This is a genomic window from Streptomyces sp. NPDC093260, assembly GCF_040683715.1.
In the GTDB taxonomy this organism is placed as follows: Bacteria; Actinomycetota; Actinomycetes; order Streptomycetales; family Streptomycetaceae; genus Streptomyces; species Streptomyces sennicomposti.
The window spans coordinates 60,790-83,314 of the sequence record NZ_JBFBEK010000025.1 but is presented as its reverse complement, the minus strand read 5'-3'; the positions used below and the strand labels follow the sequence as shown (position 1 = coordinate 83,314).

The window sequence follows — 22,525 nt, the reverse complement described above, 5'->3', positions numbered from 1 at the left end:
GAGAACCGTGACGGACATCGTCGACGAGCTGAAGTGGCGGGGCCTGTTCGCCCTGTCCACCGACGAGGACGCCTTGCGCAAGGCGCTCGCGGACGGTCCCGTCACGTTCTATTGCGGCTTCGACCCGACCGCGCCGTCGCTGCACGTGGGGCACCTGGTGCAGGTGCTCACCGTGCGCCGGCTCCAGCAGGCCGGGCACCGGCCGCTGGCGCTGGTCGGCGGCGCCACGGGTCTGATCGGCGATCCCCGCCCGACCGCCGAGCGCACGCTGAACGACCCGGAGACGGTGGCCGGCTGGGTGGACAGGCTGCGCCGCCAGATCGAGCCGTTCCTGTCCTTCGAGGGCGAGAACGCCGCGGTCATGGTGAACAACCTCGACTGGACCCAGGGCCTGTCGGCGATCGAGTTCCTGCGGGACATCGGCAAGCACTTCCGGGTCAACAAGATGCTGACGAAGGACTCAGTGGCCCGCCGGCTGGAGTCCGACCAGGGCATCAGCTACACCGAGTTCAGCTACCAGATCCTCCAGGGCATGGACTTCCTCCAGCTCTACCGGCGCTACGGCTGCACCCTCCAGCAGGGCGGCAGCGACCAGTGGGGCAACCTCACGGCCGGCCTGGACCTGATCCACCGCCTGGAGCCGGACGCGAGCGTGCACGCGCTGGCGACGCCGCTGATGACGAAGGCGGACGGCACCAAGTTCGGCAAGACCGAGGGCGGCGCCGTCTGGCTGGACGCGGAGATGACGACGCCGTACGCGTTCTACCAGTTCTGGCTGAACGTGGACGACCGGGACATCTCGACGTACATGCGCATCCTGTCCTTCCGCTCCCGCGAGGAGCTGGAGGAGCTGGAGCGGCAGACCGAGGAGCGGCCGCAGGCCCGGGCCGCGCAGCGGGCGCTGGCCGAGGAGCTGACGACGCTGGTGCACGGCGCCGACCAGACGGCCGCCGTGATCGCCGCCTCCAAGGCCCTCTTCGGGCAGGGCGAGCTGGCGGAGCTGGACGAGCGCACGCTGGCCGCGGCCCTCTCCGAGGTGCCGCACGTCCGGGTCGCCGAACTCGGGCAGGTCGTGGACCTGTTCGCCGAGGTGGGCCTGGTGGCCAGCAAGTCGGCCGCGCGGCGCACGGTCAAGGAGGGCGGCGCCTACGTGAACAACGTCAAGGTCACCGCCGAGGACGCGGTCCCCGCCCGCGAGGACCTGCTCCACGGCCGCTGGCTGGTCCTGCGCCGGGGCAAGAAGAACCTGGCCGCGGTGGAGGTCACCGGCGCCTGAGGGACGCGTCGCGAGGGGGCGGTTCCCGCATTCCGGGGCCGCCCCCTCGCCCGTGCCCGGCGCGCTGCCCGGCCCTCGCGCGCTACATCCGCTGCCGCTGCTTCCGGTGGCCCCACATCTTCAGGTACAGCATGTCGCCGACGGCGACGATGACGATGGCGGCCACGAGCTGGAAGATGTGCCGGCTCCAGTCGATGCCGCGGGTCTCCGCGACGCCGAGGCCGCGGGCGATCGCGTTGCCGACGATGGCCCCGAGCATGCCGAAGATGGTCGTCAGCCAGAGCGGACTGTGCTGCTTGCCGGGGATGACCGCCTTGGCGATCAGGCCCAGGATGAAACCCACGATGATGGCCCACAACCAGCCCATGGCCGCCTCCTCGTCCGGTTCGACGTGAGCATTAGCGCCAGTGTCGGCCCGCCACTGCTACGCCGCATGCCGGACAGGGCCGTACGCGTGGGGCGCAGTCCGGTCGGTCCGGGGCGCGGGGGGCGCGCGGACGGTGGTGGACGGTGCGTTCGCGCAGGCCGGCGGTGCCCCGGCCGCGATGGCAGGGCCGGGGCGGCGTAACGTGGAGGGCGAGGTTGTGCGGGCGTGGTGTCCCGGCCCGGTCGTGGACCGGGTACGGGCCGGGGAGCTGTCCGGTACGGACGAATGGTGGAATGCGATGCGGAAGCAGCATGGCGGGGGCAGCGCCCAGGTGTTCCGGATCACGGGCGCCCGGACGGGCCTCCAGGAGGACGTGCGCGGCCGGCAGCGCCGATACGTGATCTCGATGTCGATCCGTACGGCGTCGGTGCTCCTCGCGGTGGCGCTGTGGAACGTCGAACGGTACGTCGCCATCGTGGCGTTGGTGCTCGGCGCGGTCCTGCCTTACGTCGCCGTGGTGATCGCGAACGCCGGCCGGGAGAACGCCCCGGGTCTGCCGTCGACGTTCGTGACGGTCCCGATGAAGCCGATGATCACCGGGCCGCGGACGGCGGAGGACGGCTTTGCGGAATCCGTTCCGGAGGACGCGGCCGGAGATCCCGCGGCCGGTACGGCGCGCGAGTCCCGCGACGGGGCCTGACGTCCGGCCGCCGCGCGGGCGCCGTGGAACCTGGACGGGGCTGTGCCGGAACTGTGCGGTGACTGTGCGTGAAGCTCAGGAAATGCTCAGATCAATCATGCTGTTCCGGTGCCGGGCTGCGGGTCTCCCGTGACATACTTCGTACGCGCTCCGCATCCCCCGTCGGAGCGACAGACCGACGCCGGGCAGCTCCCCCCGTGGCTGCTCGGCGTCGCCTTGTTCATGCCGTGGTTGTGAGACGCACCAGTGACTGACGAGACCCCCATCTGCTCCGCCAAGGGCTGCCGCGCCGCCGCCGTGTGGGTGCTGGCCTGGAACAACCCCAAGGTGCACACGCCCCAGCGGCGCAAGACGTGGCTGGCGTGCGAGGAGCACCGGGAGCATCTGTCGCACTTCCTCGGGGTGCGCGGCTTCCTCAAGGACGTCGTCCTGCTGACGGAGTGGACGGCCGCCGAGGCGGCGCGGGAGGGGACGACGCCGCCCGGCGCCTCCCCCGCCTGATCCCGGGCCCCGTGCGGTTCCGGGCGGGGGGCGCGGGCCCCGAGTGCTCCCGGGCGGGGTGCGTCAGCCGCCGATCGCCGACATCGGGCGGTCGGGCTGGACGAACGACGGGTCGTCGAGGCCGGCGCCGGCCTTCTTGCCCCACATCGCCTGCCGCCACAGCCGGGCGATCTCCTCGTCCGGGGCCCCGGAGCGCAGCGCGCCGCGCAGATCGGTCTCCTCGGTGGCGAACAGACAGGTGCGGACCTGGCCGTCGGCGGTGAGGCGGGTGCGGTCGCAGGCCGCGCAGAACGGCCGGGTGACGGAGGCGATGACGCCGACGCGGTACGGGCCGCCGTCGACGAGCCAGCGTTCGGCGGGGGCCGAGCCGCGCTCCTCGGCACCCTCGGGGGTCAGGTCGAAGCGGGTGCGCAGGGCGGTGAGGATGTCGCCCGCGGTCACCATGCCCTCGCGCTTCCAGCCGTGCTGGGCGTCCAGCGGCATCTGCTCGATGAACCGCAGTTCGTAGCCCTCCTCCATCGCCCAGGCCAGCAGGTCGGGGGCCTCGTCGGCGTTGAGGCCGGGCATCAGGACGGTGTTGACCTTCACCGGGGTCAGTCCGGCGTCCTGGGCGGCCCGGAGGCCGTCGAGGACGTCCCTGTGCCGGTCGCGGCGGGTGAGGGTCTTGAACACGTCCGGGCGCAGCGTGTCGAGGGAGACGTTGACCCGGTCCAGGCCGGCCTCCTTGAGCGCCGCAGCGGTGCGCTTGAGGCCGATGCCGTTGGTGGTCAGGGAGGTGACGGGGCGGGGCTCCAGAGCCGTGACGCGCTCCACGACGCCGACGAGTCCGGGCCGCAGCAGCGGTTCGCCGCCGGTGAAACGGACCTCCTCGATACCGAGGGAGGTGACCGCGATGTCGATGAGGCGGACGATCTCGTCGTCGGTGAGGAGGTCGGGCTTGGCCAGCCACTGCAGGCCCTCCTCGGGCATGCAGTAGGTGCAGCGCAGGTTGCACCGGTCGGTGAGCGAGACCCGCAGGTCGGTGGCCACCCGGCCGTAGGTGTCGATGAGCACGTGGGCCCCCTCCCGTGTCGCGGACCAGTTGTGTTCCGACACCTGTGAGCCTACGCGACGGCACCGACAGCCCGCAGTGCCCGATCCGACGGAGTGGGCGCGGCCGTGTCGTAGGGACCTACGATCCCCGCGGCACGGCCGCCGGTGTGAACCGCTCGGCGGGCGCCTGCGTACCACTCGGTGCGAGCCGGTGAGGACCGTTCAGTGCGCGCCGGTGCCCGTCAGGGAGCGCACCTCCAGTTCGGCGTACTTGGCGCTGTCCGGTCGCTCCTTGGACAGCAGGGTGCCGACGGCGCCGAGCAGGAAGCCGACCGGGATGGAGATGAGGCCGGGGTTCTCCAGCGGGAACCAGTGGAAGTCGACGTCCGGGAACATCGAGGTGGGCTTGCCGGAGACGACGGGCGAGAACAGCACCAGGCCGACCGCGGTCACCAGGCCGCCGTAGATCGACCACAGGGCGCCGGCGGTGGTGAACCGCTTCCAGAACAGGCTGTAGAGGATCGTGGGCAGGTTGGCGGAAGCGGCGACGGCGAAGGCGAGGGCGACCAGGCCGGCCACGTTGAGGTCGCGGGCGAGCGCGCCGAGGACGATGGAGACCGCGCCGATGCCGACGGTGGCCCAGCGGGCCGCGCCGAGTTCCTGCTTCTCGGTGGCCGCGCCCTTCTTGATGACGTTGGCGTAGATGTCGTGGGCGAAGGACGACGACGAGGCCAGGGTGAGGCCGGCGACGACGGCGAGGATGGTGGCGAAGGCGACGGCGGAGATGGAGGCGAGCAGGACGGCGCCCCAGTTGGAGTCCACTCCGCCGAGGTGCAGGGCGAGCAGTGGGGCCGCGGTGTTGCCCGCCTTGTTGGAGGCGATGATCTCGTCCGGCTTGATCAGCGCGGCGGCGCCGAAGCCGAGGGCGAGGGTCATCAGGTAGAAGGCGCCGATCAGGCCGATCGCCCAGATGACGGACTTGCGGGCTGCCTTGGCGGTGGGGACGGTGTAGAAGCGGATCAGGATGTGCGGCAGTCCGGCGGTGCCGAGCACCAGGGCGATGCCGAGCGAGAGGAAGTCCAGCTTGGTGGTGCCGGTGGCGCCGTACTTCAGTCCGGGCTCCAGGAAGGCGGCGCCCTTGCCGCTGTTGTCGGCGGCGCTGCCGAGCAGGTCGGAGACGTTGAAGTCGAACTTCAGCAGCACCAGGAAGGTCAGCAGCAGGGCGCCCGCCATCAGCAGCACGGCCTTGACCATCTGCACCCACGTGGTGCCCTTCATGCCGCCGATGGTGACGTAGACGATCATGAGGAGGCCGACCAGGGCGACGATGCCGATCTTGCCCGCGTCGCTGGTGATGCCGAGCAGCAGGGAGACCAGGACGCCGGCGCCGGCCATCTGGGCCAGCAGGTAGAAGATCGACACCACGATGGTGGAGGTGCCGGCGGCGGTGCGCACCGGGCGCTGGCGCATGCGGTAGGCGAGGACGTCGCCCATGGTGTAGCGGCCGGAGTTGCGCAGCGGTTCGGCGACCAGGAGCAGGGCGACCAGCCAGGCGACGAGGAAGCCGATGGAGTAGAGGAAGCCGTCGTAGCCGAAGAGGGCGATGGCGCCGGCGATGCCGAGGAAGGACGCGGCGGACATGTAGTCGCCGGAGACGGCGAGTCCGTTCTGGAATCCGGTGAACTGGCGTCCGCCGGCGTAGAAGTCGGCGGCGTCCTTGGTCTGCCGGCCGGCCCACACGGTGATGACGAGGGTCGCGGCGACGAAGACCGAGAACAGGGTGATGATCAGCGTGCGGTGGTCGCTCGCGGCACCGCCTGCGGCCAGCAGGGGGTGCGCTGCGGGGTGCGTCGTGGGGCTCATTCTCCGCCCTCCATCCGGGACTTGATGGCTTCGGCCCGGGGGTCGAGCTTGGCGGCGGCGTGCCGCGCATACCACCAGGCGATGAGGAACGTGGTGAGGAACTGGGCCAGGCCGAGAGCGAGGGCGACGTTGACGTTGCCTACCAGCTTGGTGCCCATGAAGCCGCCCGCGTAGTTGGAGAGCAGGACGTAGAGCAGGTACCAGGCGATGAAGGCGACGGTCAGCGGGAAGGCGAACGACCGGTGGGAGCGGCGCAGTTCGGCGAACTCCGCGCTCTCGCGCACCGCGGTGAACTCCTCGGCGGAGGGCAGTGCGACCTGGGTCTTCGAGGGTGGCGGTGTCTCGGTGGCCACGTCTGTCTCCTCGTGTTGCGGATGGGGATGCGACAGGGGGCTCGATCGTGCTCGGGCTCCCTGCCCAAGGTCCACGGCGCCACGCGAGGTGCGGTTCAAGTCCTATGAGTTGTTTCGCAAGCGGCCTTGAGGAGTCATTGCCAAGTCATTGCTGACGGGCGGGACGGCGGGATAGCTTCGGCCTGCGCAACTCGTCATGTACCTGCCTGAACAGCATCGTCGTGTCAGGCGGGTCCTGCTTCCGGATGATGTGGAGACCCCATGGCTCATCTGCGTTCGAGACGTCGACTCGCCCTGGCGGTGCCGGTCGTGCTGTCGCTGACCGCCTCGCTCGGCTTCCTTCCTGGGCCGGCCTCGGCCGCCCCGCGGGCGACGTCCGCCGCGCAGACCGCGGACGCGTCCACTCTCACGTACGTCGTCAACGCCAAGACCGACCGTCACACGCTCGCCGACGTGCGGCGGGCGGTCGCCGCGGCCGGCGGCACGGTCGTGGTGACGTACGACCGGATCGGCGTGATCGTCGCCCACTCCGCGAACCCCGACTTCGCCAGGAAGATCCGCGGGGTGCGCGGCGTGGACTCGGCGGGCGCGACGCGCACCGCGCCGCTGCCCGCGCAGTCCACCACCGACACGGGCGCCCCGCAGCCGCTCACCGCGGCCCAGTTGAGCCGGGCGAAGAGCGAGGCCGCGGCCGGACAGGACCCGCTGGAGCCGCTGCAGTGGGACCTGCCCGCCATCAAGGCGGACAAGGCGCACGAGAAGACCCTCGGCAGCTCGAAGGTCACCGTCGCCGTCCTCGACACCGGCGTCGACGACACCCACCCCGACATCGCGCCGAACTTCGACCGCGCGGCCTCCGTCAACTGCGTCTCGGGCAAGCCGGACACCACGGACGGCGCCTGGCGGCCGAGCGCCGCCGAGAGCCCGCACGGCACGCACGTGGCCGGTGAGATCGCGGGCGCCAAGAACGGCGTCGGCATCACGGGGGTGGCGCCCGGCGTGAAGGTGGCCGGCGTCAAGGTGGGCAACCCGGACGGGTTCTTCTACACGGAGGCCGTGGTGTGCGGCTTCGTGTGGGCGGCCGAGCACCACGTCGACGTCACCAACAACAGCTACTACACCGACCCGTGGTACTTCAACTGCGCCGACGACCCGGACCAGAAGGCGCTGGTGGACGCCGTGCGGCGGGCCTCGCTGTACGCCGAGAGCAAGGGCACGGTCAACGTCGCGGCGGCCGGCAACGAGAACTACGACCTGGACTCCCGCTCGATCACCGATCCGTCCTCCCCGAACGACTCGACCCCCGGGGACCGCACGGTCGACCCGCACAAGTGCTTCGACATACCCACCCAGCTCCCGGGTGTCGTCACGGTCGCGGCGACCGGCGCCAAGGGCGTCAAGTCGTCCTTCTCCAACTACGGCCTCGGCGTCATCGACATAGCCGCGCCCGGCGGCGACTCGACGGCCTACCAGACCCCGGCGCCCCCGGCGACCAGCGGTCTGATCCTCGGCCCGCTGCCGGGCGGCAGGTGGGGCTACATGGCGGGCACCTCCATGGCGAGCCCGCACGTGGCCGGTGTTGCGGCGTTGATCAAGTCAACCCATCCGCACGCTCCGGCCGCGCTGGTCAAGGCGCTGCTGTACGCGGAGGCGACCGCCACGCCGTGCGCCGACCCGTACGACATCGACGGGGACGGCAAGGTCGACGCGGTGTGCAAGGGGACGAAGAACCACAACGGTTTCTACGGCTGGGGCACCGCGGACGCGCTGGCGGCGGTGACCAGGTAAGGACCGGGCCCGAGAAGGGTTGCGGGGTCATGGCGGTCACAGCGGTACATTGATTGAGTCAATACTGCATAGTGAAGTCATGACTCGGATCGACTCCACAGGGGCCGCGATCGACTCCGCATGGGCCGCGCTGGGCGGCGACCCCGCCCTTCTCCCGCGGGTCGCCGTCGTCGAGCGGGAAGGCGCGCTGCCGGCGCGCCTTCCCGTACGGCGGCTCGCACGCGCGTGCGTGGGCGCGTGCGCACTGGCCGCCGCCGAGCTGGGCGCACGTCGGGCCGGGCTCGGCGAGACGCCGGCGGTGCGCGTGGACGACGGAGCGGTGGCCACGGCGTTCGCCAGCGAACGGCATCTCCTGGTCGACGGGCGGGCGCCCGTGAGTTTCGCGCCGCTGTCGCGGTTCTGGCCGGCGGCGGACGGCTGGGTGCGCACCCACGCCAACTACCCGCACCACCGGGAGCGGCTGCTGCGCGCACTCGGCATCGCGGGGGCGCGCGCCTCGGCGGAGACCGTCGGGGCCGCGCTGGCCGAACGGTCCGCGCACGACATCGAGGAGAGCGTGTACGCGGCCGGCGGCCTCGCCGTGGCGCTGCGGACCCCTGAGCAGTGGGCCGCCCATCCGCAGGCGGCGGTGGCCACCCGGCCGCTGGTCGAGCGCGAGCGGCTGGATGAGACGCACGCGCGCGTGCTGCCGCCCCTCCCGGACGACGCCGCGGCCCTGCTGCCCGCCGCCGGACTGCGCGTGCTGGACCTGACCCGGGTACTGGCCGGTCCGGTCGCCACCCGCACGCTCGCCCTGCTCGGCGCGGACGTGCTGCGCCTGGACGCCCCGCACCTGCCCGAACTGGCCGACCAGCACGCGGACACGGGCCTCGGCAAGCGGTCGGCGACGCTGGACCTCACGGCGGAGCGGGCGGCGTTCGAGGAGTTGCTGGCCGCCGCGGACGTCGTCGTCACCGGGTACCGGCCGGGCGCCCTCGACCGGTTCGGCCTCTCCCCCGAGGCGCTGACCGAGCGGTGGCCCGGACTGGTCGTCGCGCAGCTGTCGGCGTGGGGCGGGTTGGGTCCCTGGGGCGGGCGGCGGGGCTTCGACAGCCTCGTCCAGGCCGCCACCGGCATCGCCGCGACCGAGGGATCGCGGGAGCGGCCGGGCGCGCTGCCCGCGCAGGCGCTGGACCACGGCACGGGCTATCTGCTGGCGGCGGCGGTGCTGCGGGCGCTGACCGAACAGTCCTCCGAGGGCGGCAGCCGGGTCGTACGGCTGACGCTGGCGCGGACGGCGGCGTGGCTGACGGGGGCGGCGGCCGCCGGGGCGGATGCGGCGCGGGCGGCCGACAGCGCGTCGGACGCGGCCGGGGCGGCGCCCGAGGGCGTCGGGACGGTGGCGGGTGCGCCGTACGACGGTCCCGGGCCGTGGCTGGCGGAGACGGACAGCCCGATCGGGCGGCTGCGGTACGCCCGCTCGCCCGTCGCCTTCACCGGCGGCCCCGCCGGCTGGTCCCGCCCGCCCGGCCCCTGGGGAGCGGAAGCGGCCCGCTGGCTGTGACCCGCGGGCGACGGGCGGGCGGCGGAGGCCGGTCGCGCGGTCCGCGGAGGCCGGTCGCGCGGTCCCCGGAGGTCAGTCCGTGGTGACGAGCACCTTCAGGGCGACGCGCTCGTCCATGGCCTTGTAGCCGTCGGGCACGCCTTCCAGACCGACCGTCATGTCGAAGACCGGCGAGGGGTCGATCGTGCCGTCCAGGATGTCGGGCAGCAGCTCGGGGATGTACGTGCGGACCGGGGCGACGCCGCCGCGCAGGGCGACGTTCCGGTTGAACATGACGCCGAGGTCGACGCCGGTGCCGCTGCCGTGGGGCACCCCGACGAAGCCGATCGCACCGCCGTCGCGGGCGATGTGCAGGGCGGTCCGCATGGACTGCTCGGTGCCGACCGCCTCGACCACGGCGTGCGCGCCCTGGCCGCGGGTGAGTTCGCGGACCGCCTCGACGGCCGCGTCCCCGCGCTCGGCGACGACGTCGGTGGCGCCGAAGCGGCGGGCGATGTCGGTACGGGCCTCGTGCCGGCCGAGGGCGATGATCCGCTCGGCGCCCAGCCGGCGGGCGGCCAGCACCGCGCACAGCCCGACGGCGCCGTCGCCGACGACCGCGACCGTGGCCCCGGGCCGGGCGCCCGCGCCGAGGGCGGCGTGGTGGCCGGTGCCGAGGACGTCGGACAGGGTGAGCAGGGCGGACAGCAGCCGCGGGTCGGAGGCGGCGTCCTTGGGCAGCCGGACCAGGGTGCCGTCGGCGAAGGGCACCCGCACCGCCTCGCCCTGGCCGCCGTCGTAGCCCACCGAGCCCCAGAAGCCGCCGTGCTCGCAGGAGGTGGTCAGGCCCTCACGGCAGTAGTCGCACACGCCGTCGGACCACACGAAGGGAGCGACCACCAGATCGCCGGGCCGCACGCCCGTCACGTCGGAGCCGGTCTCCTCGACCACGCCGAGGAACTCGTGCCCGATGCGCTGACCGGGCTGACGGGCCGCCTCCCCGCGGTACGCCCACAGGTCGCTGCCGCAGATGCAGGCGCGCAGCACCCGCACCACGGCGTCGGTGGGTAGCTGCACCAGCGGCTCGGGCACGTCCTCCACCCGCATGTCGTACGGGGCGTGGATGGTGGTGGCGCGCATGACGGGGTCCTTCTCACTTCACTGGGGGGCGTACGGGGGTGCGCCGGGGGCGCTCCTCTGCCCGGGAGCGATCCCGGGCGCACTTCACCGTACGCCGCCTCCGGGCGCCCCGCGCACGAGGGGCTCGCGACCTGCCCGGACGGGGGCGTCAGACTCCCGTGGCACCCAGCAGGGCGCCCGCCGCGTAGGTGACGGCCATGGCCAGGGCGCCGCCGGCCACGTTGCGCGTCACGGCCCGGCCGGGCGGCGCCGCGCCGAGGCGGGCGCTGCTGAAACCGGTGAGGACGAGGGCGGCCAGCACGGACAGCACCGTGATCACCAGCCGCAGGCCGGCCGGCGGCAGCACGATCGCCAGCAGCGGCAGCAGCGCGCCGACCGTGAATGCCAGGAAGCTCGCCCCGGCCGCGTGCCAGGGGTTGGTCAGCCGGTCGGGGTCGATGCCCAGCTCGACGCTGGCGTGCGCCCGGAGCGCGTCGCGCTCGGTGAGCTGGCGGGCCGCGTCACGGGCCACCTCGGGGGAGAGCCCGCGCCGTTCGAGGAGTCCGGCCAGTTCCCGCAGCTCGGCCTCGGGCTGGTCGCGCAACTCCCGCCGCTCCTCGGCCAGTGCGGCCGTCTCCGCGTCCCGCTGGGTGGACACCGAGACGTACTCCCCCGCCGCCATCGACATCGACCCGGCCAGCAGACCGGCCAGTCCGGCGGTCAGCAGCGCCGAGCGGGAGTCGGTCGCCCCGGCGACGCCGACGACGAGTCCCGCGGTGGAGACGATGCCGTCGTTCGCGCCGAGGACCGCGGCCCGCAGCCAGTTGAGACGGGAACCGAGGGCGCCGCCGTGCGGCTCGTCATGCGTTGGTTCGGTCACAGCACGGAGGATCGCACGGCCGCGGTGCGTGGAGGGCCAGGGAGCGGGCGCGGGGCGGGCGCGCCGCGCACACCGCCCACGATGTGAACTGCAGTCCGATTTCGGCCATTTGCGCTGGAGTGCGCGCGCCCGGGGTGCGGGGCGGTCGTGAGCGGGCGCGCCGGGGGCGTGCGAGGGGCGCGTCGGGCCCCTGCGGGACGGGGTTGTCAGTCGCGGCCCGTATCCTCATGGACCATGCTCGAAGACCGCACGCTCGCAGGGGCCCTTCCCACTCCGTGGCCGGCCGCGTATCCGCAGGGATACGCGGTCGTTGACGTGGAGACCACCGGCCTGGCCCGCGACGACCGCATCATCTCCGCGGCGGTCTACCGGCTGGACGCGCGCGGCGAGGTCGAGGACCACTGGTACACCCTGGTCAACCCGGAGCGCGATCCGGGGCCGGTGTGGATCCACGGGCTGACGAGCGAGGCGCTGGAAGGGGCACCGCTCTTCACGGACGTCGCCGAGGAGTTCGCGGCCCGGCTGGCGGACCGCGTGCTCGTCGCGCACAACGCGGTCTTCGACTGGCAGATGATCGCCCGGGAGTACGCGCGGGCACGGCGGGAGGCGCCGGTGCGGCAACGCCTGTGCACCATCGCGCTCTCCAAGGAGCTGGGGCTGCCGCTGCCCAACCACAAGCTGGAGTCGCTGGCGGCGCACTTCGGGGTGGTGCAGCGGCGCGCGCACCACGCGCTGGACGACGCGCGGGTGCTGGCGGAGGCGTTCCGGCCGAGCCTGTGGGCCGCGGCGGCGGGCGGGGTGCGGCTGCCGCTGCTGGAGTGCCGGCCGCTGACCGAGTGGTCCGACCGGCCGGTGCCCCGGCAGCAGTCGGGCGGCTACGGCGGCTACCGGGCGAGCAGTTGGCGGCCGTCCCGCAAGAGGCCCGCGTGCCCCTATCCCAACCCGGGCCGTTACGAACCGGGCAAACGGCTCAAGCAGGGCATGCGGGTCGCCTTCTCCGGCGACACCTCCACCGAGCGGGAACTGCTGGAGGACCGCGCGACCGAGGCGGGGCTGCACGTCGCCACCAGCCTCTCCCGGCTGACCAGCCTGCTGGTGACGAACGATCCGGACTCGGGCACGACGAAGACGGCCAAGGCCCGCCAGTACGGCACCCCGGTCGTCGACGAGGCGGCCTTCGGCCAGCTCCTGGCGGACGTGGAACCGGCGGACGGCGACTGACGCACGCTCGGACCGCCGCCGCGGACCTGCACGGGACCGCCCCCGCGGACCTGCACGGGGCCGCTCCCACGAGCAGGACCGTCGCGACGGAGCGGACGGCGGCCACGAAGAGCCGGGCCACGGGCACGGGGCGGACGCCGCGCGCGGGTGGGGGCCCGCGCGCGTACGGGTGATTGGCGGGCGACTCGCCCGCGGCCATCACACCCGGGCGACGGCCACCGCTCACCCTGTGGCGCATGGCGAGATGTGAAGTATGCGGAAATGACTACGGTATGACCTTCGAGGTCCATGCCCAGGGAGCGGTGCACGTCTTCGACTGCTTCGCCTGCGCGATCCACCGCATGGCGCCGATCTGCGAGCACTGCCGGGTCCAGATCATCGGGCAGGGCGTCGAGGTCGAGGGCCACTGGTACTGCGGCGGACACTGCGCCCGCGCGGAGGGGAGGGTGGGGATCGTCGACAGTGTCTGAGCCGGCGGCGGGCCGGGCCGGCCGGCTCCGGACCGACCCGATCCGACTCGGGCGGGGCCGAGGACACCCCTGCCGAAAACACCCCACGGCGGGCGCGGTACCGTCGTGGGGTGTACCGCTTCCTGTTGACCCGCCAGTGGGTGATCCTGACCCTCGTGGCTCTGCTGCTCATCCCGACGATGATCTGGCTGGGTTTCTGGCAGCTGCACCGCCACGACCACCGGCAGAAGCTGAACGCGGTGATCACCGCCTCGCTGGCGGCGAAGCCCGTGCCGGTCGAGTCGCTCACCTCCGTGGGCGGGGCGGTCGCGCACGACGACATCTACCGCCGGGTCACCGCCGAGGGCCACTTCGACACGGCCCACGAACTGGTCGTGCGCCGCCGCACCAACAGCGACGACCAGGTCGGCTACCACGTGCTGACCCCGTTCGTGCTGGCGGACGGCAGGATGCTCCTCGTCAACCGCGGCTGGATCCCCTCCCCCGCCTCGCAGACCGCCTTCCCGAGGATCCCCGCCCCTGCCCGGGGCCAGATCACGGTCACCGGCCGGCTGATGCAGGACGAGACGACGGCGGCCAGCGGCATCAAGAACGTCGCGGGACTGCCGGACCGCCAGATCATGCTGATCAACAGCGGTCAGGTCGGCGCGCTCCTGCGGGGCTCGGGCGACAGCGCCGCCAGGTCCGTCCTCGGCGGCTACGTCGAGCTCGTCTCCCCCGCCCCCGAGGGCGGCAGCCCCCGGCTGCTCCCCTCGCCCAAGGAGGACACCAGCTGGATCGGCGTCGGCGACATCAACCTGCCGTACGCGATCCAGTGGTGGCTGTTCGCCGCGTGCGTCCCCGTCGGCTGGCTGGTGCTCGCCCGCCGCGAGGTGCGGGACCAGCGGCGGAAGGACGGGACGGACACCCCGGTGACGGCGGCCGAGAGCGAGACCGCGGCCGTGTAGCCGCGTGGCCGTACAGCGCGCGACCTCCGGCCGGGCTGATTGCGGCGCGGTCCGCCGGGAAGCCGGTCATCCATGTGGCCCCGGATCGAGGACTACGCCCTCATAGGCGACCAACAGACCGCCGCGCTGGTCGGCAGGGACGGCTCCGTCGACTGGCTCTGCCTGCCCCGCTTCGACTCGGCGGCCTGCTTCGCCCGACTGCTGGGCGACGAGGACAACGGGCACTGGCGCATCGCCCCCGTGGGCGTCGACGGCCCGTGCACCCGCCGCGCCTACCGCCACGACACCCTCGTACTGGACACCGAGTGGGACACGCCCGGGGGCTCCGTCCGCGTCACCGATCTGATGCCGCAGCGCGACCGGGCCCCCGACCTCGTCCGGATCGTCGAGGGGCTGAGCGGCCGGGTGACGCTGCGCAGTACGTTACGGCTGCGCTTCGACCACGGTTCCGTCGTCCCCTGGATGCGCCGCTCGGACGGCCACCGGGTCGCCGTCGCCGGACCGGACTCGGCGTGGCTGCGCAGCGAGCCGCCGGTGCGCACCTGGGGCGAGGACTTCGGGACGCACGCCGAGTTCGAGATCGCCGAGGGCGAGAAGGTGGCGTTCGTGCTGACCTGGCACCCCTCGCACGAGCCGCGCCCGCCGTTGATCGACCCGTACGAGGCGCTGGAGCACAGCGTCGCCGACTGGCGGGCGTGGGCGGCGCGCTGCCGCTACAGCGGCCCGCACCGGGACCTGGTCGTGCGGTCCCTGATCACCCTCAAGGCGCTCACCTACGCCCCCACCGGCGGCATCGTCGCGGCCCCGACGACCTCGCTGCCCGAGGAGCTGGGCGGCGTACGGAACTGGGACTACCGCTACTGCTGGCTGCGCGACTCCACGCTCACCCTCGGCGCGCTGCTGTCGGCGGGCTACCAGGAGGAGGCCGAGGCGTGGCGGAACTGGCTGCTGCGCGCGGTCGCCGGCAACCCGGCGGACCTGCAGATCATGTACGGGCTGGCGGGCGAGCGGCGGCTGCCGGAGTTCGAGCTGCCGTGGCTGCCCGGCTTCGCCGGCTCGGCCCCGGTGCGCATCGGCAACGAAGCGGTGCTCCAACGCCAGCTCGACGTGTACGGCGAGGTCATGGACACGCTGTCACTGGCCCGCCGCTCGGGCCTGTCGGCCAAGCCGCACATCTGGTCGATGCAGCGTGCGCTGCTGGACTTCCTGCGCGGGGTCTGGCGGGAGCCCGACGAGGGGCTGTGGGAGGTGCGCGGCGGACGGCGGCACTTCGTGCACTCCAAGGTGATGGTGTGGGTGGCCGCCGACCGGGCGGTACGCACCCTGGAGGAGGAACCGGAGCTGCGCGGGGACCTCGCCGGCTGGCGTCAGCTGCGCGCCGAGGTGCACCGGGAGGTGTGCGAGAAGGGCTACGACCCGCGCCGGGGCACGTTCACCCAGTCCTACGGCTCGCGTGAGCTGGACGCGGCCCTGCTGCTCATCCCGCGGGTGGGCTTCCTGCCGCCCGACGACCCGCGGGTGACCGGCACCATCGACGCCGTCCGCGCGGAGCTCGGCGAGGGCGGTCTGGTGCGCCGCTACAGCACCGACACGGCGGCCGTGGACGGGTTGCCCGGCGGCGAGGGCACGTTCCTGGTGTGCTCGTTCTGGCTCGCCGACGCGCTGCACATGACGGGGCGCACGAAGGAGGCCGAGGAGCTGTTCGAGCGTCTGGTGGGGCTGGCGAACGACGTGGGGCTGCTGGCGGAGGAGTACCTGGTGGACGACGGGTCGGGGGCCGGGCGGCAGCTCGGCAACTTCCCGCAGGCGTTCAGCCACATCGGCCTGGTGAACACCGCCCTCGCCCTGTACGGGGACGAGCGGGCAGGATAGGGGTCATGGATCTTGGACTGAAGGACCGGGTGTACGTCGTCACCGGGGCGACGCGCGGGCTGGGCAACGCCACCGCGCGCGAGCTGGTCGCCGACGGGGCGAAGGTGGTCATCACCGGGCGGGACGAGCAGCGGGTCGCCGACGCGGCCGCCGAACTCGGCCCGAACGCCGTCGGGGTGGCCGTGGACAACGGGGACGCCTCGGCGGCCGAGCGGCTGATCGCCACCGCGCGGGAGCGCTTCGGCGGCTTCCACGGGGTGCTGATCAGCGTCGGCGGGCCGCCGCCCGGGTTCGTCGCGGACAACACCGACGAGCAGTGGCGGTCGGCGTTCGAGACGGTGTTCCTGGGCGCGGTGCGGCTGGCCCGCACCGCGGCGGCGGAGCTGGAGACCGGCGGCGTCATCGCCTTCGTGCTGTCCGGTTCGGTGCACGAGCCGATCCCCGGGCTGACCATCTCCAACGGTCTGCGGCCGGGCCTCGCCGGGTTCGCCAAGTCCCTCGCGGACGAGCTGGGGCCGCGCGGCGTGCGGGTCGTCGGGGTGCTGCCGGGCCGGATCGACACCGACCGGGTGCGGGAGCTGGACGCGCTGTCCGCGGACCCGGAGGCGACGCGGGCGGCGAGCGAGTCGCGCATCCCGCTGCGCCGCTACGGCACCCCGCAGGAGTTCGGGCGCGCCGCGGCGTTCCTGCTCTCGCCGGCGGCGTCCTTCGTCACGGGCGTGATGCTGCCGGTGGACGGCGGCGCCCGGCACGGCTTCTGACCGCGCCGGCGGCCGGCCTCCCGGTAGCGGGGCACCGCGCCGACGGCCGGCCGTCGCAGGCGGATGCCTGCGGCGGCCGGGTTCGTACGGAGAGGTCGGGCTATTCGCCGAGGCCCGCGAGGTCCCGCAGGCGGCGGCCCTGGGCCTGGCGTTCGGCGGTGCGCTGCTCCTCGTGGGAGCGGCCCTGGACGCCCTGGAGCAGCGCCTTGGTCTCGATGACCGCGTCGCGGGGCGCGGCGAGGATCGCCGAGGCGAGGTCCGTCGCGGCGGCGTCGAGCTGGTCGCGGGGCACGGCGATGTTGGCCAGGCCACTGCTCACCGACTCCTCGGCGGTGACGAACCGGCCGGTGACGCAGATCTCCAGCGCCCGGGCATAGCCGACCAGCCCCACCAGCGGATGCGTGCCGGTGAGGTCGGGCACCAGTCCGAGGCTGGTCTCGCGCATCGCGAACTGCACGTCGTCCGCGACGACGCGCAGGTCACAGGCGAGCGCCAGCTGGAAGCCCGCCCCGATGGCGTGCCCCTGGACCGCGGCGACGGTGACGATGTCGCTGCGCCGCCACCAGGTGAACGCCTCCTGGTACTCGGCGATGGTCGCGTCCAGTTCCTTGTCGCCACCGCGTGCGAGGTCGAGGAAGGACGGTTCGCCGTCGAAACCCTCCGGCGTGAACGCCTGCCGGTCGAGCCCGGCGGAGAACGACTTGCCCTCCGCACGCAGCAGCACGACGCGGACGGTGCCCGGCAGCAGCCGGCCGGCCTCGGTGAGCGCGCGCCACAGAGCGGGGCTCTGCGCGTTGCGCTTGGCCGGGTTGGTCAGCGTCACCGTGGCGAGCGCGTCGTCGACGGTGAGCCGTACGCCGTCCTTGTCGAGAACCGGGTCGAGCGGTGCGAGGTCGTGCTCGGGCGAAGCCATGGTGCGCCTCCGATGCGTGCGGTCAGCCGCGATGCCCTGCGCGGACATCGTAAGTGACTGCACAGTAACCACCCGGTGGACCTGCGGACCGACCGGGTGGTCACCATCGAAGCCGATGGGCCGCCCGGGATCAGGCCGAAGCGGCCTTCTTGCCCCGCGTCGCCCCGCCACGCCCACGGAGCGTGACGCCCGACTCGCTGAGCATCCGGTGCACGAAGCCATACGAGCGGCCGGTTTCCTCGGCCAACGCCCGAATGCTCGCACCGGCGTCGTACTTCTTCTTCAGGTCTGCCGCGAGCTTGTCGCGCGCGGCGCCGGTCACCCGGCTGCCCTTCTTCAGAGTCTCGGCCACCCGTGCCTCCTCATGGGAAGTGCGCTCTGGTCTCCTCATGATCACCCCTCCGGGGCCTCATGGCCACCCATTCGGCAAGGTCCGTGAGACACGGTTGTGACGACAGGAGTCCGCCCCCACAAGCGGAACCGAGCATTCCATCCGATGCTGTTCGTACCGCCGAACGGGTTCTTCCGAGAAACGCCAGGTCAGAGACGCACGACGGCCGAGCCCTTGGCGGATAAGGGCTCGGCCGGAAAATCCGTGTACGACACACCCCGATACGAGGAGATCTCACGCAGATGATGGATCACCGATGGGCCGAATGATCCATGCGGCGTTGATCAGGGCCCGCTCCGAGCCCGTTTAGACGCCCGGTCACGGCCCGTTCCAGGTCCGGTCGGGCCCGGTTCGAGCCCCGCACCGGACTCCGCCGTCGGCCGAGGACGTCAGGCGAGGGCGACCAGGTCCGCGTAGTCGGCGCCCCACAGGTCCTCGACGCCGTCGGGCAGCAGGATGATCCGCTCGGGCTGGAGCGCCTCGACGGCGCCCTCGTCGTGGGTGACGAGGACGACCGCGCCCTTGTAGGTGCGCAGCGCCCCGAGGATCTCCTCCCGGCTGGCCGGGTCGAGGTTGTTGGTCGGCTCGTCCAGCAGCAGCACGTTGGCGGAGGAGACCACCAGGGTGGCGAGCGCGAGACGGGTCTTCTCGCCGCCGGAGAGGACCCCGGCCGGCTTGTCGACGTCGTCGCCGGAGAACAGGAAGGAGCCCAGCACCTTGCGGACCTCGACCAGGTCCATGTCGGGCGCGGCCGACCGCATGTTCTCCAGCACCGTGCGGTCCGGGTCGAGGGTCTCGTGCTCCTGCGCGTAGTAGCCGAGCTTGAGACCGTGCCCGGGGACGACCTGACCGGTGTCGGGCTCCTCCACGCCGCCCAGCAGGCGCAGCAGCGTGGTCTTGCCGGCGCCGTTGAGGCCGAGGATGACGACCCGCGAGCCCTTGTCGATGGCCAGGTCGACGTCGGTGAAGATCTCCAGGGAGCCGTACGACTTCGACAGGCCCTCGGCCATCAGCGGCGTCCTGCCGCACGGCGCGGGCTCGGGGAAGCGCAGCTTGGCGACCTTGTCGGACTGGCGCACGGCCTCGAGGCCCGCGAGCAGCTTGTCGGCGCGGCGGGCCATGTTCTGCGCGGCGACGGTCTTGGTGGCCTTGGCGCGCATCTTGTCGGCCTGGGAGTGCAGCGCGGCGGCCTTCTTCTCGGCGTTGGCGCGCTCGCGCTTGCGGCGCTTCTCGTCGGCCTCGCGCTGCTGCTGGTAGAGCTTCCAGCCCATGTTGTAGACGTCGATCTGGGAGCGGTTGGCGTCCAGGTAGAACACCTTGTTGACGACCGTCTCGACCAGGTCGACGTCGTGGGAGATGACGATGAAGCCGCCGCGGTAGGTCTTGAGGTAGTCGCGCAGCCAGACGATCGAGTCCGCGTCGAGGTGGTTGGTGGGCTCGTCCAGCAGCAGGGTGTCCGCGTCGGAGAACAGGATCCGGGCCAGCTCGATCCGGCGGCGCTGACCGCCGGAGAGCGTGTGCAGGGGCTGGCCGAGCACCCGGTCGGGCAGGTTGAGCGCGGCGGCGATGGTGGCGGCCTCGGCCTCGGCGGCGTAACCGCCCTTGGTGAGGAACTCCGTCTCCTGGCGCTCGTACTGCCTGAGGGCCTTCTCACGGGTGGCGCCCTGGCCGTTGGCGATGCGCTGCTCGTTCTCCCGCATCTTGCGGATCAGGACGTCCAGGCCGCGGGCGGACAGGATGCGGTCGCGGGCGAGCACGTCGAGGTCGCCGGTGCGCGGGTCCTGCGGGAGGTAACCCACCTCGCCGGAGCGGGTGATGGTGCCGGCGGCGGGGATACCCTCGCCGGCCAGGCACTTGGTGAGGGTGGTCTTGCCTGCGCCGTTGCGGCCGACCAGACCGATGCGGTCGCCCTTGGCGACGCGGAAGGTGGCGTTCTCGATGAGGATGCGGGCGCCGGCGCGCAGCTCGATGCCGGTGGCGGAGATCACGGACAGACTCCAGGGCGGGTGGGGGCGGGATGGACGGCTGAGGACGTTCCCGCTGGTCTAATGCGCGAGGAGAATGGCCATGCGGAACAGTCTAACGGGGGGCCGCAAGCGGTTTTCCCAGGCGTGCGCGCGGGCCGGGGGCGGGCGGCTCCGGCGCGCGCGGACCCGCTCGCCGGCCGCCGGCAGGCGCACCGGGCGGGGCGCGGGCCGGACGGCACGTGCGCGGGAACGGCCGCGGGGCGTGCGAGGACGGGCGCCGGGCGGGCGGGAACCGCCTGCCGGACGGACCGACGGGAGGACAGCCCAGCAGGACGTCGGCCGGCCGGCAGGACGTCAGTCAGCGGGAGAGCCGCGACCACCGGAACCTGCCGGCCCTACCGATGTCAGTGGGCGGTGCCACACTGGGCGCCGGGCCGGAGAAACCGGCCGAAACCGGGTCACGAGGGAGTGGTCGGCATGGCGGACGCGGTCGCGGGCGGGCGCCCGAGCATCTACCCGACACTGCTGTACGCGGACGCGAAGGCCGCCGTCGGGCAGCTGACCGAGGCCCTCGGTTTCACGGAACTGTCGGTGTACGAGGGTGAGGACGGCCTCGTCCACCACGCCGAGCTGGTGCAGGGCAACGGCGCGGTGATGCTCGGTTCCAGGGGCCGTGGCGGACGGTTCGACGAGGCGATGCGCGGCGCGGGCCCGGCGGGGGTGTACGTCGTCGTGGACGACGTGGACGGCCACTACCAGCGCGCGGTGGACCACGGCGTGGAGATCCTGATGCCCCCGACCGACCAGGAGTACGGGTCCCGGGACTACATGGCCCGGGACCTGGAGGGCAACGTCTGGAGCTTCGGCACGTACGCGCCGCGCACGGAGGGCTGAGCCCGCCGCCGCGGGCCCGCGTCCGCTCCGGGCCGCTCAGCTGCCGCCGGTGTGGACCTGGAAGGCCGCCCGGCGCACGGCCTTGGCCAGGGCCGGATCGGGGTGCGCGGCGGCGAGCGCGACCAGCACCTGCACGGTGCGCGGGTGCCCCACGGCCCGCACCTCGTCCAGCAGGGCGGGGACGGTGGGCTGCACCGCGGCCTCCAGGTGGCGCACCAGCATCGGGGCCTCGCCGTGGTCGGCGACGGCGGCCGCGGTGTCCACCCACAGCCAGGTCGCCTCCTCGCGGGTGAGGACCTCGTGCGCGTCCTCCGGGTCCACGCCGTCGTGCTCGGCCAGCCACAGCAGGGCGTACGGCCGCAGCGCCGGCTCGTCCAGCACGGCCCGTACGTCCGGCTCGGCGGGGGCGCCCACCACGCGCAGCGCCTCGAAGGCGAGGCCGCGCAGCAGGGCGTCCTCGCCGCGGGCGGCGGCGAGGAGTTCGGTGACGGCGCTGCCGACGGGGCGGGCGGCGAGCCAGGCGCGGTACTCGGCGCGGGCCGCGTTGGGGCGCAGTTGCGCGCAGCCGCGCAGCATGTCCTCGGCGGCCTGCTCGATGTTCCCGGCCGGGCTCTGCGCGGCGACGCAGATCTGCTCCAGCTTCACCCAGACCGCCCAGCTGCCGAGCGGGGTGAGGGTGGCCTGGCCGTCGCCGTAGGTGAGCGCGCCGACGGAGGCGAGCGCGCCGAGGGCCCAGTCGAGCAGGGGCGCGAGCGGGGCGTCGTCGGCCTCGGCGGGCTCGGCGGGCTCCGCTGCTCCCGGGGCGGGCGGACCAGCGGGTTGGAGCTGCGGGTCGTAGGGGACCTCGCAGCGGGCGGTGCGCAGCTCGGTGACGCGCTGCTGGAGCAGGTCCAGGAGCTGTTCGACGGGGACGGGTCCGGCCGAGAGCTGGAGGAAGGAGAGGACCTGCGGCATGGCCGAGACGACCTCGGCGACGGCGGCGGCCTCGTGCTCCGCGGGCTCGGGGCAGGCCAGAGACCAGGCGTCGAACAGGGCCACCCAGCCGCGCAGCACCGCGCTGTCGTCGCGGTCCCAGGCGCGCAGCCGCCAGCCGGGGCGGGCGCTGTCGCCGTGCACCTCGATGAGGCCGGCCAGCCGGGCCGTGTCCCAGTCGGCGCGGACCTCGGCGGCGGTGAGGCCCAGCTCGGCGGCGGCGCGTTCGGCGGTGCTCGCGGAGAGGGTGGCCTTGCCGTCGGCGGTGGCCCCGGCCCGGCCGGGTCCGAGGGCGGCGTCGGCCCAGCGGGCGACGCGGGCCGCGCCGGCCAGGCCGGAGCGCGCCATTCTGGCCAGCTCCGCGGGGGCCGGTGTGCCCTCCGGTGGGCGGGGCGCGGGGCGGCGCGAGCGCCGCTGGTTCACGGCTCGGGGGGCGGCGGCCAGGGGTCGTGGGCGGACGAGTCGAAGCCTGGAGTCGCGCGGGATACGGGACGTCACAGGTGCAGTCTTCCGGTTGACGGTCCGAAAACCCAAACGGAATGTCACGGCGGGCGACGGGGATGGCCAACGCAGGGGGCCGCGGGGCGTGCGAAACGGCGGGATCCGGCCAGCCGGGCAGGAGGATCCGCGGGGCGCGGGAGCGGCCGGCGCGGGAGCGGCGGCCGCGCGCCGGGGCCGGGAGCGGAATCGCCGCGCGCCCCGGGGCGGCGCGCCGG

At 73.3% G+C, this 22,525-nt stretch carries 21 protein-coding genes; 11 read left to right on the top strand and 10 right to left on the bottom strand.

From position 1 onward, the window contains the following. Positions 1–7 precede the first annotated feature (7 nt). Positions 8–1,276, top strand: coding sequence for a tyrosine--tRNA ligase (tyrS, locus tag AB0N63_RS27235; protein WP_365532630.1), 1,269 nt, complete (start codon positions 8–10; stop codon positions 1,274–1,276). Positions 1,277–1,358: 82 nt separating this feature from the next. On the opposite strand, the gene AB0N63_RS27230 is transcribed toward tyrS, so the two are convergent. Then, entirely contained in the window at positions 1,359–1,643 is a 285-nt protein-coding gene (locus AB0N63_RS27230; protein WP_365532628.1) for a GlsB/YeaQ/YmgE family stress response membrane protein, read from the bottom strand. Between the two features lie 298 nt (positions 1,644–1,941). Between AB0N63_RS27230 and AB0N63_RS27225 the strand changes: the two genes are divergently transcribed. Both AB0N63_RS27225 and AB0N63_RS27220 read left to right on the top strand, forming a co-directional pair. Beyond that, positions 1,942–2,343 (top strand): DUF3099 domain-containing protein, encoded by a 402-nt coding sequence (locus AB0N63_RS27225; RefSeq protein WP_365532626.1) that lies wholly within the window; start codon positions 1,942–1,944, stop codon positions 2,341–2,343. A 246-nt stretch (positions 2,344–2,589) separates the two neighbouring features. Next, positions 2,590–2,844 carry a hypothetical protein gene (locus tag AB0N63_RS27220; RefSeq protein ID WP_365532624.1) on the top strand — a complete coding sequence of 85 codons (255 nt, stop codon included), beginning with the start codon at positions 2,590–2,592 and terminating at the stop codon, positions 2,842–2,844. A 63-nt stretch (positions 2,845–2,907) separates the two neighbouring features. On the opposite strand, the gene moaA is transcribed toward AB0N63_RS27220, so the two are convergent. The 3 genes from moaA to AB0N63_RS27205 all read right to left on the bottom strand — a co-directional run bounded on the left by moaA (position 2,908) and on the right by AB0N63_RS27205 (position 6,092). Continuing rightward, entirely contained in the window at positions 2,908–3,897 is a 990-nt protein-coding gene (moaA, locus tag AB0N63_RS27215) for a GTP 3',8-cyclase MoaA (protein ID WP_365532622.1), read from the bottom strand. Between the two features lie 201 nt (positions 3,898–4,098). After that, positions 4,099–5,739, bottom strand: a complete 1,641-nt coding sequence (locus AB0N63_RS27210) for a cation acetate symporter (RefSeq protein ID WP_365532620.1) — start codon at positions 5,737–5,739, stop codon at positions 4,099–4,101. Beyond that, entirely contained in the window at positions 5,736–6,092 is a 357-nt protein-coding gene (locus AB0N63_RS27205; RefSeq protein WP_365532618.1) for a DUF485 domain-containing protein, read from the bottom strand. Before AB0N63_RS27205 ends, AB0N63_RS27210 begins: the two co-directional genes overlap by 4 nt. A gap of 261 nt (positions 6,093–6,353) precedes the next feature. On the opposite strand from AB0N63_RS27205, the gene AB0N63_RS27200 reads away from it, so the two are divergent. Both AB0N63_RS27200 and AB0N63_RS27195 read left to right on the top strand, forming a co-directional pair. Continuing rightward, positions 6,354–7,880: a S8 family serine peptidase gene (locus AB0N63_RS27200; protein WP_365532616.1), complete on the top strand. Its 1,527-nt coding sequence runs from the start codon at positions 6,354–6,356 to the stop codon at positions 7,878–7,880. 79 nt (positions 7,881–7,959) lie between these two features. Then, positions 7,960–9,423, top strand: a complete 1,464-nt coding sequence (locus AB0N63_RS27195; protein WP_365532614.1) for a CoA transferase — start codon at positions 7,960–7,962, stop codon at positions 9,421–9,423. Positions 9,424–9,495: 72 nt separating this feature from the next. On the opposite strand, the gene AB0N63_RS27190 is transcribed toward AB0N63_RS27195, so the two are convergent. Together AB0N63_RS27190 and AB0N63_RS27185 are read right to left on the bottom strand one after the other, a co-directional pair. After that, positions 9,496–10,542 (bottom strand): zinc-dependent alcohol dehydrogenase family protein, encoded by a 1,047-nt coding sequence (locus tag AB0N63_RS27190; RefSeq protein ID WP_365532612.1) that lies wholly within the window; start codon positions 10,540–10,542, stop codon positions 9,496–9,498. Between the two features lie 148 nt (positions 10,543–10,690). Continuing rightward, on the bottom strand, positions 10,691–11,401 hold the full coding sequence (locus AB0N63_RS27185; RefSeq protein WP_365532610.1) for a VIT family protein: 711 nt from the start codon (positions 11,399–11,401) through the stop codon (positions 10,691–10,693). A gap of 234 nt (positions 11,402–11,635) precedes the next feature. On the opposite strand from AB0N63_RS27185, the gene AB0N63_RS27180 reads away from it, so the two are divergent. The 5 genes from AB0N63_RS27180 to AB0N63_RS27160 all read left to right on the top strand — a co-directional run bounded on the left by AB0N63_RS27180 (position 11,636) and on the right by AB0N63_RS27160 (position 16,672). After that, positions 11,636–12,622: a DEDDh family exonuclease gene (locus AB0N63_RS27180; protein ID WP_365532608.1), complete on the top strand. Its 987-nt coding sequence runs from the start codon at positions 11,636–11,638 to the stop codon at positions 12,620–12,622. Positions 12,623–12,858: 236 nt separating this feature from the next. After that, entirely contained in the window at positions 12,859–13,092 is a 234-nt protein-coding gene (locus AB0N63_RS27175) for a hypothetical protein (RefSeq protein WP_009187919.1), read from the top strand. Between the two features lie 110 nt (positions 13,093–13,202). Continuing rightward, positions 13,203–14,039, top strand: a complete 837-nt coding sequence (locus AB0N63_RS27170; RefSeq protein ID WP_365532605.1) for an SURF1 family protein — start codon at positions 13,203–13,205, stop codon at positions 14,037–14,039. A 72-nt stretch (positions 14,040–14,111) separates the two neighbouring features. Further along, positions 14,112–15,911: a glycoside hydrolase family 15 protein gene (locus AB0N63_RS27165; protein WP_365532603.1), complete on the top strand. Its 1,800-nt coding sequence runs from the start codon at positions 14,112–14,114 to the stop codon at positions 15,909–15,911. 5 nt (positions 15,912–15,916) lie between these two features. Next, positions 15,917–16,672 (top strand): SDR family oxidoreductase, encoded by a 756-nt coding sequence (locus AB0N63_RS27160; protein WP_365532601.1) that lies wholly within the window; start codon positions 15,917–15,919, stop codon positions 16,670–16,672. Positions 16,673–16,772: 100 nt separating this feature from the next. On the opposite strand, the gene AB0N63_RS27155 is transcribed toward AB0N63_RS27160, so the two are convergent. From AB0N63_RS27155 to AB0N63_RS27145, 3 genes are all read right to left on the bottom strand, one after another. After that, entirely contained in the window at positions 16,773–17,585 is an 813-nt protein-coding gene (locus AB0N63_RS27155) for an enoyl-CoA hydratase/isomerase family protein (RefSeq protein WP_365532599.1), read from the bottom strand. 130 nt (positions 17,586–17,715) lie between these two features. Next, the gene (locus tag AB0N63_RS27150; RefSeq protein WP_018567695.1) at positions 17,716–17,937 is read right to left on the bottom strand and encodes a helix-turn-helix domain-containing protein; all 222 of its coding nucleotides are present in this window, start codon (positions 17,935–17,937) and stop codon (positions 17,716–17,718) included. 428 nt (positions 17,938–18,365) lie between these two features. Next, complete coding sequence (locus AB0N63_RS27145) at positions 18,366–19,964, bottom strand: ABC-F family ATP-binding cassette domain-containing protein (protein ID WP_365532597.1); 1,599 nt, start codon at positions 19,962–19,964, stop codon at positions 18,366–18,368. A 456-nt stretch (positions 19,965–20,420) separates the two neighbouring features. Here AB0N63_RS27145 and AB0N63_RS27140 point away from each other — a divergent pair, with 456 nt between their 5' ends. Beyond that, positions 20,421–20,837: a VOC family protein gene (locus tag AB0N63_RS27140; RefSeq protein ID WP_365532595.1), complete on the top strand. Its 417-nt coding sequence runs from the start codon at positions 20,421–20,423 to the stop codon at positions 20,835–20,837. Between the two features lie 36 nt (positions 20,838–20,873). Here AB0N63_RS27140 and AB0N63_RS27135 read toward each other — a convergent pair whose 3' ends face one another. Continuing rightward, the gene (locus tag AB0N63_RS27135) at positions 20,874–22,307 is read right to left on the bottom strand and encodes a hypothetical protein (RefSeq protein WP_365532593.1); all 1,434 of its coding nucleotides are present in this window, start codon (positions 22,305–22,307) and stop codon (positions 20,874–20,876) included. Between the last annotated feature and the right edge of the window lie 218 nt (positions 22,308–22,525).

Coding starts and splice junctions, on each gene's coding strand:
- AB0N63_RS27230 (WP_365532628.1), bottom strand. CDS start 1,643: ATGGGCTGGTTGTGGGCCATCATCGTGGGTTTCATCCTGGGCCTGATC.
- AB0N63_RS27225 (WP_365532626.1), top strand. CDS start 1,942: ATGCGGAAGCAGCATGGCGGGGGCAGCGCCCAGGTGTTCCGGATCACG.
- AB0N63_RS27210 (WP_365532620.1), bottom strand. CDS start 5,739: ATGAGCCCCACGACGCACCCCGCAGCGCACCCCCTGCTGGCCGCAGGC.
- AB0N63_RS27200 (WP_365532616.1), top strand. CDS start 6,354: ATGGCTCATCTGCGTTCGAGACGTCGACTCGCCCTGGCGGTGCCGGTC.
- AB0N63_RS27195 (WP_365532614.1), top strand. CDS start 7,960: ATGACTCGGATCGACTCCACAGGGGCCGCGATCGACTCCGCATGGGCC.
- AB0N63_RS27190 (WP_365532612.1), bottom strand. CDS start 10,542: ATGCGCGCCACCACCATCCACGCCCCGTACGACATGCGGGTGGAGGAC.
- AB0N63_RS27180 (WP_365532608.1), top strand. CDS start 11,636: ATGCTCGAAGACCGCACGCTCGCAGGGGCCCTTCCCACTCCGTGGCCG.
- AB0N63_RS27175 (WP_009187919.1), top strand. CDS start 12,859: ATGGCGAGATGTGAAGTATGCGGAAATGACTACGGTATGACCTTCGAG.
- AB0N63_RS27165 (WP_365532603.1), top strand. CDS start 14,112: ATGTGGCCCCGGATCGAGGACTACGCCCTCATAGGCGACCAACAGACC.
- AB0N63_RS27160 (WP_365532601.1), top strand. CDS start 15,917: ATGGATCTTGGACTGAAGGACCGGGTGTACGTCGTCACCGGGGCGACG.
- AB0N63_RS27155 (WP_365532599.1), bottom strand. CDS start 17,585: ATGGCTTCGCCCGAGCACGACCTCGCACCGCTCGACCCGGTTCTCGAC.
- AB0N63_RS27140 (WP_365532595.1), top strand. CDS start 20,421: ATGGCGGACGCGGTCGCGGGCGGGCGCCCGAGCATCTACCCGACACTG.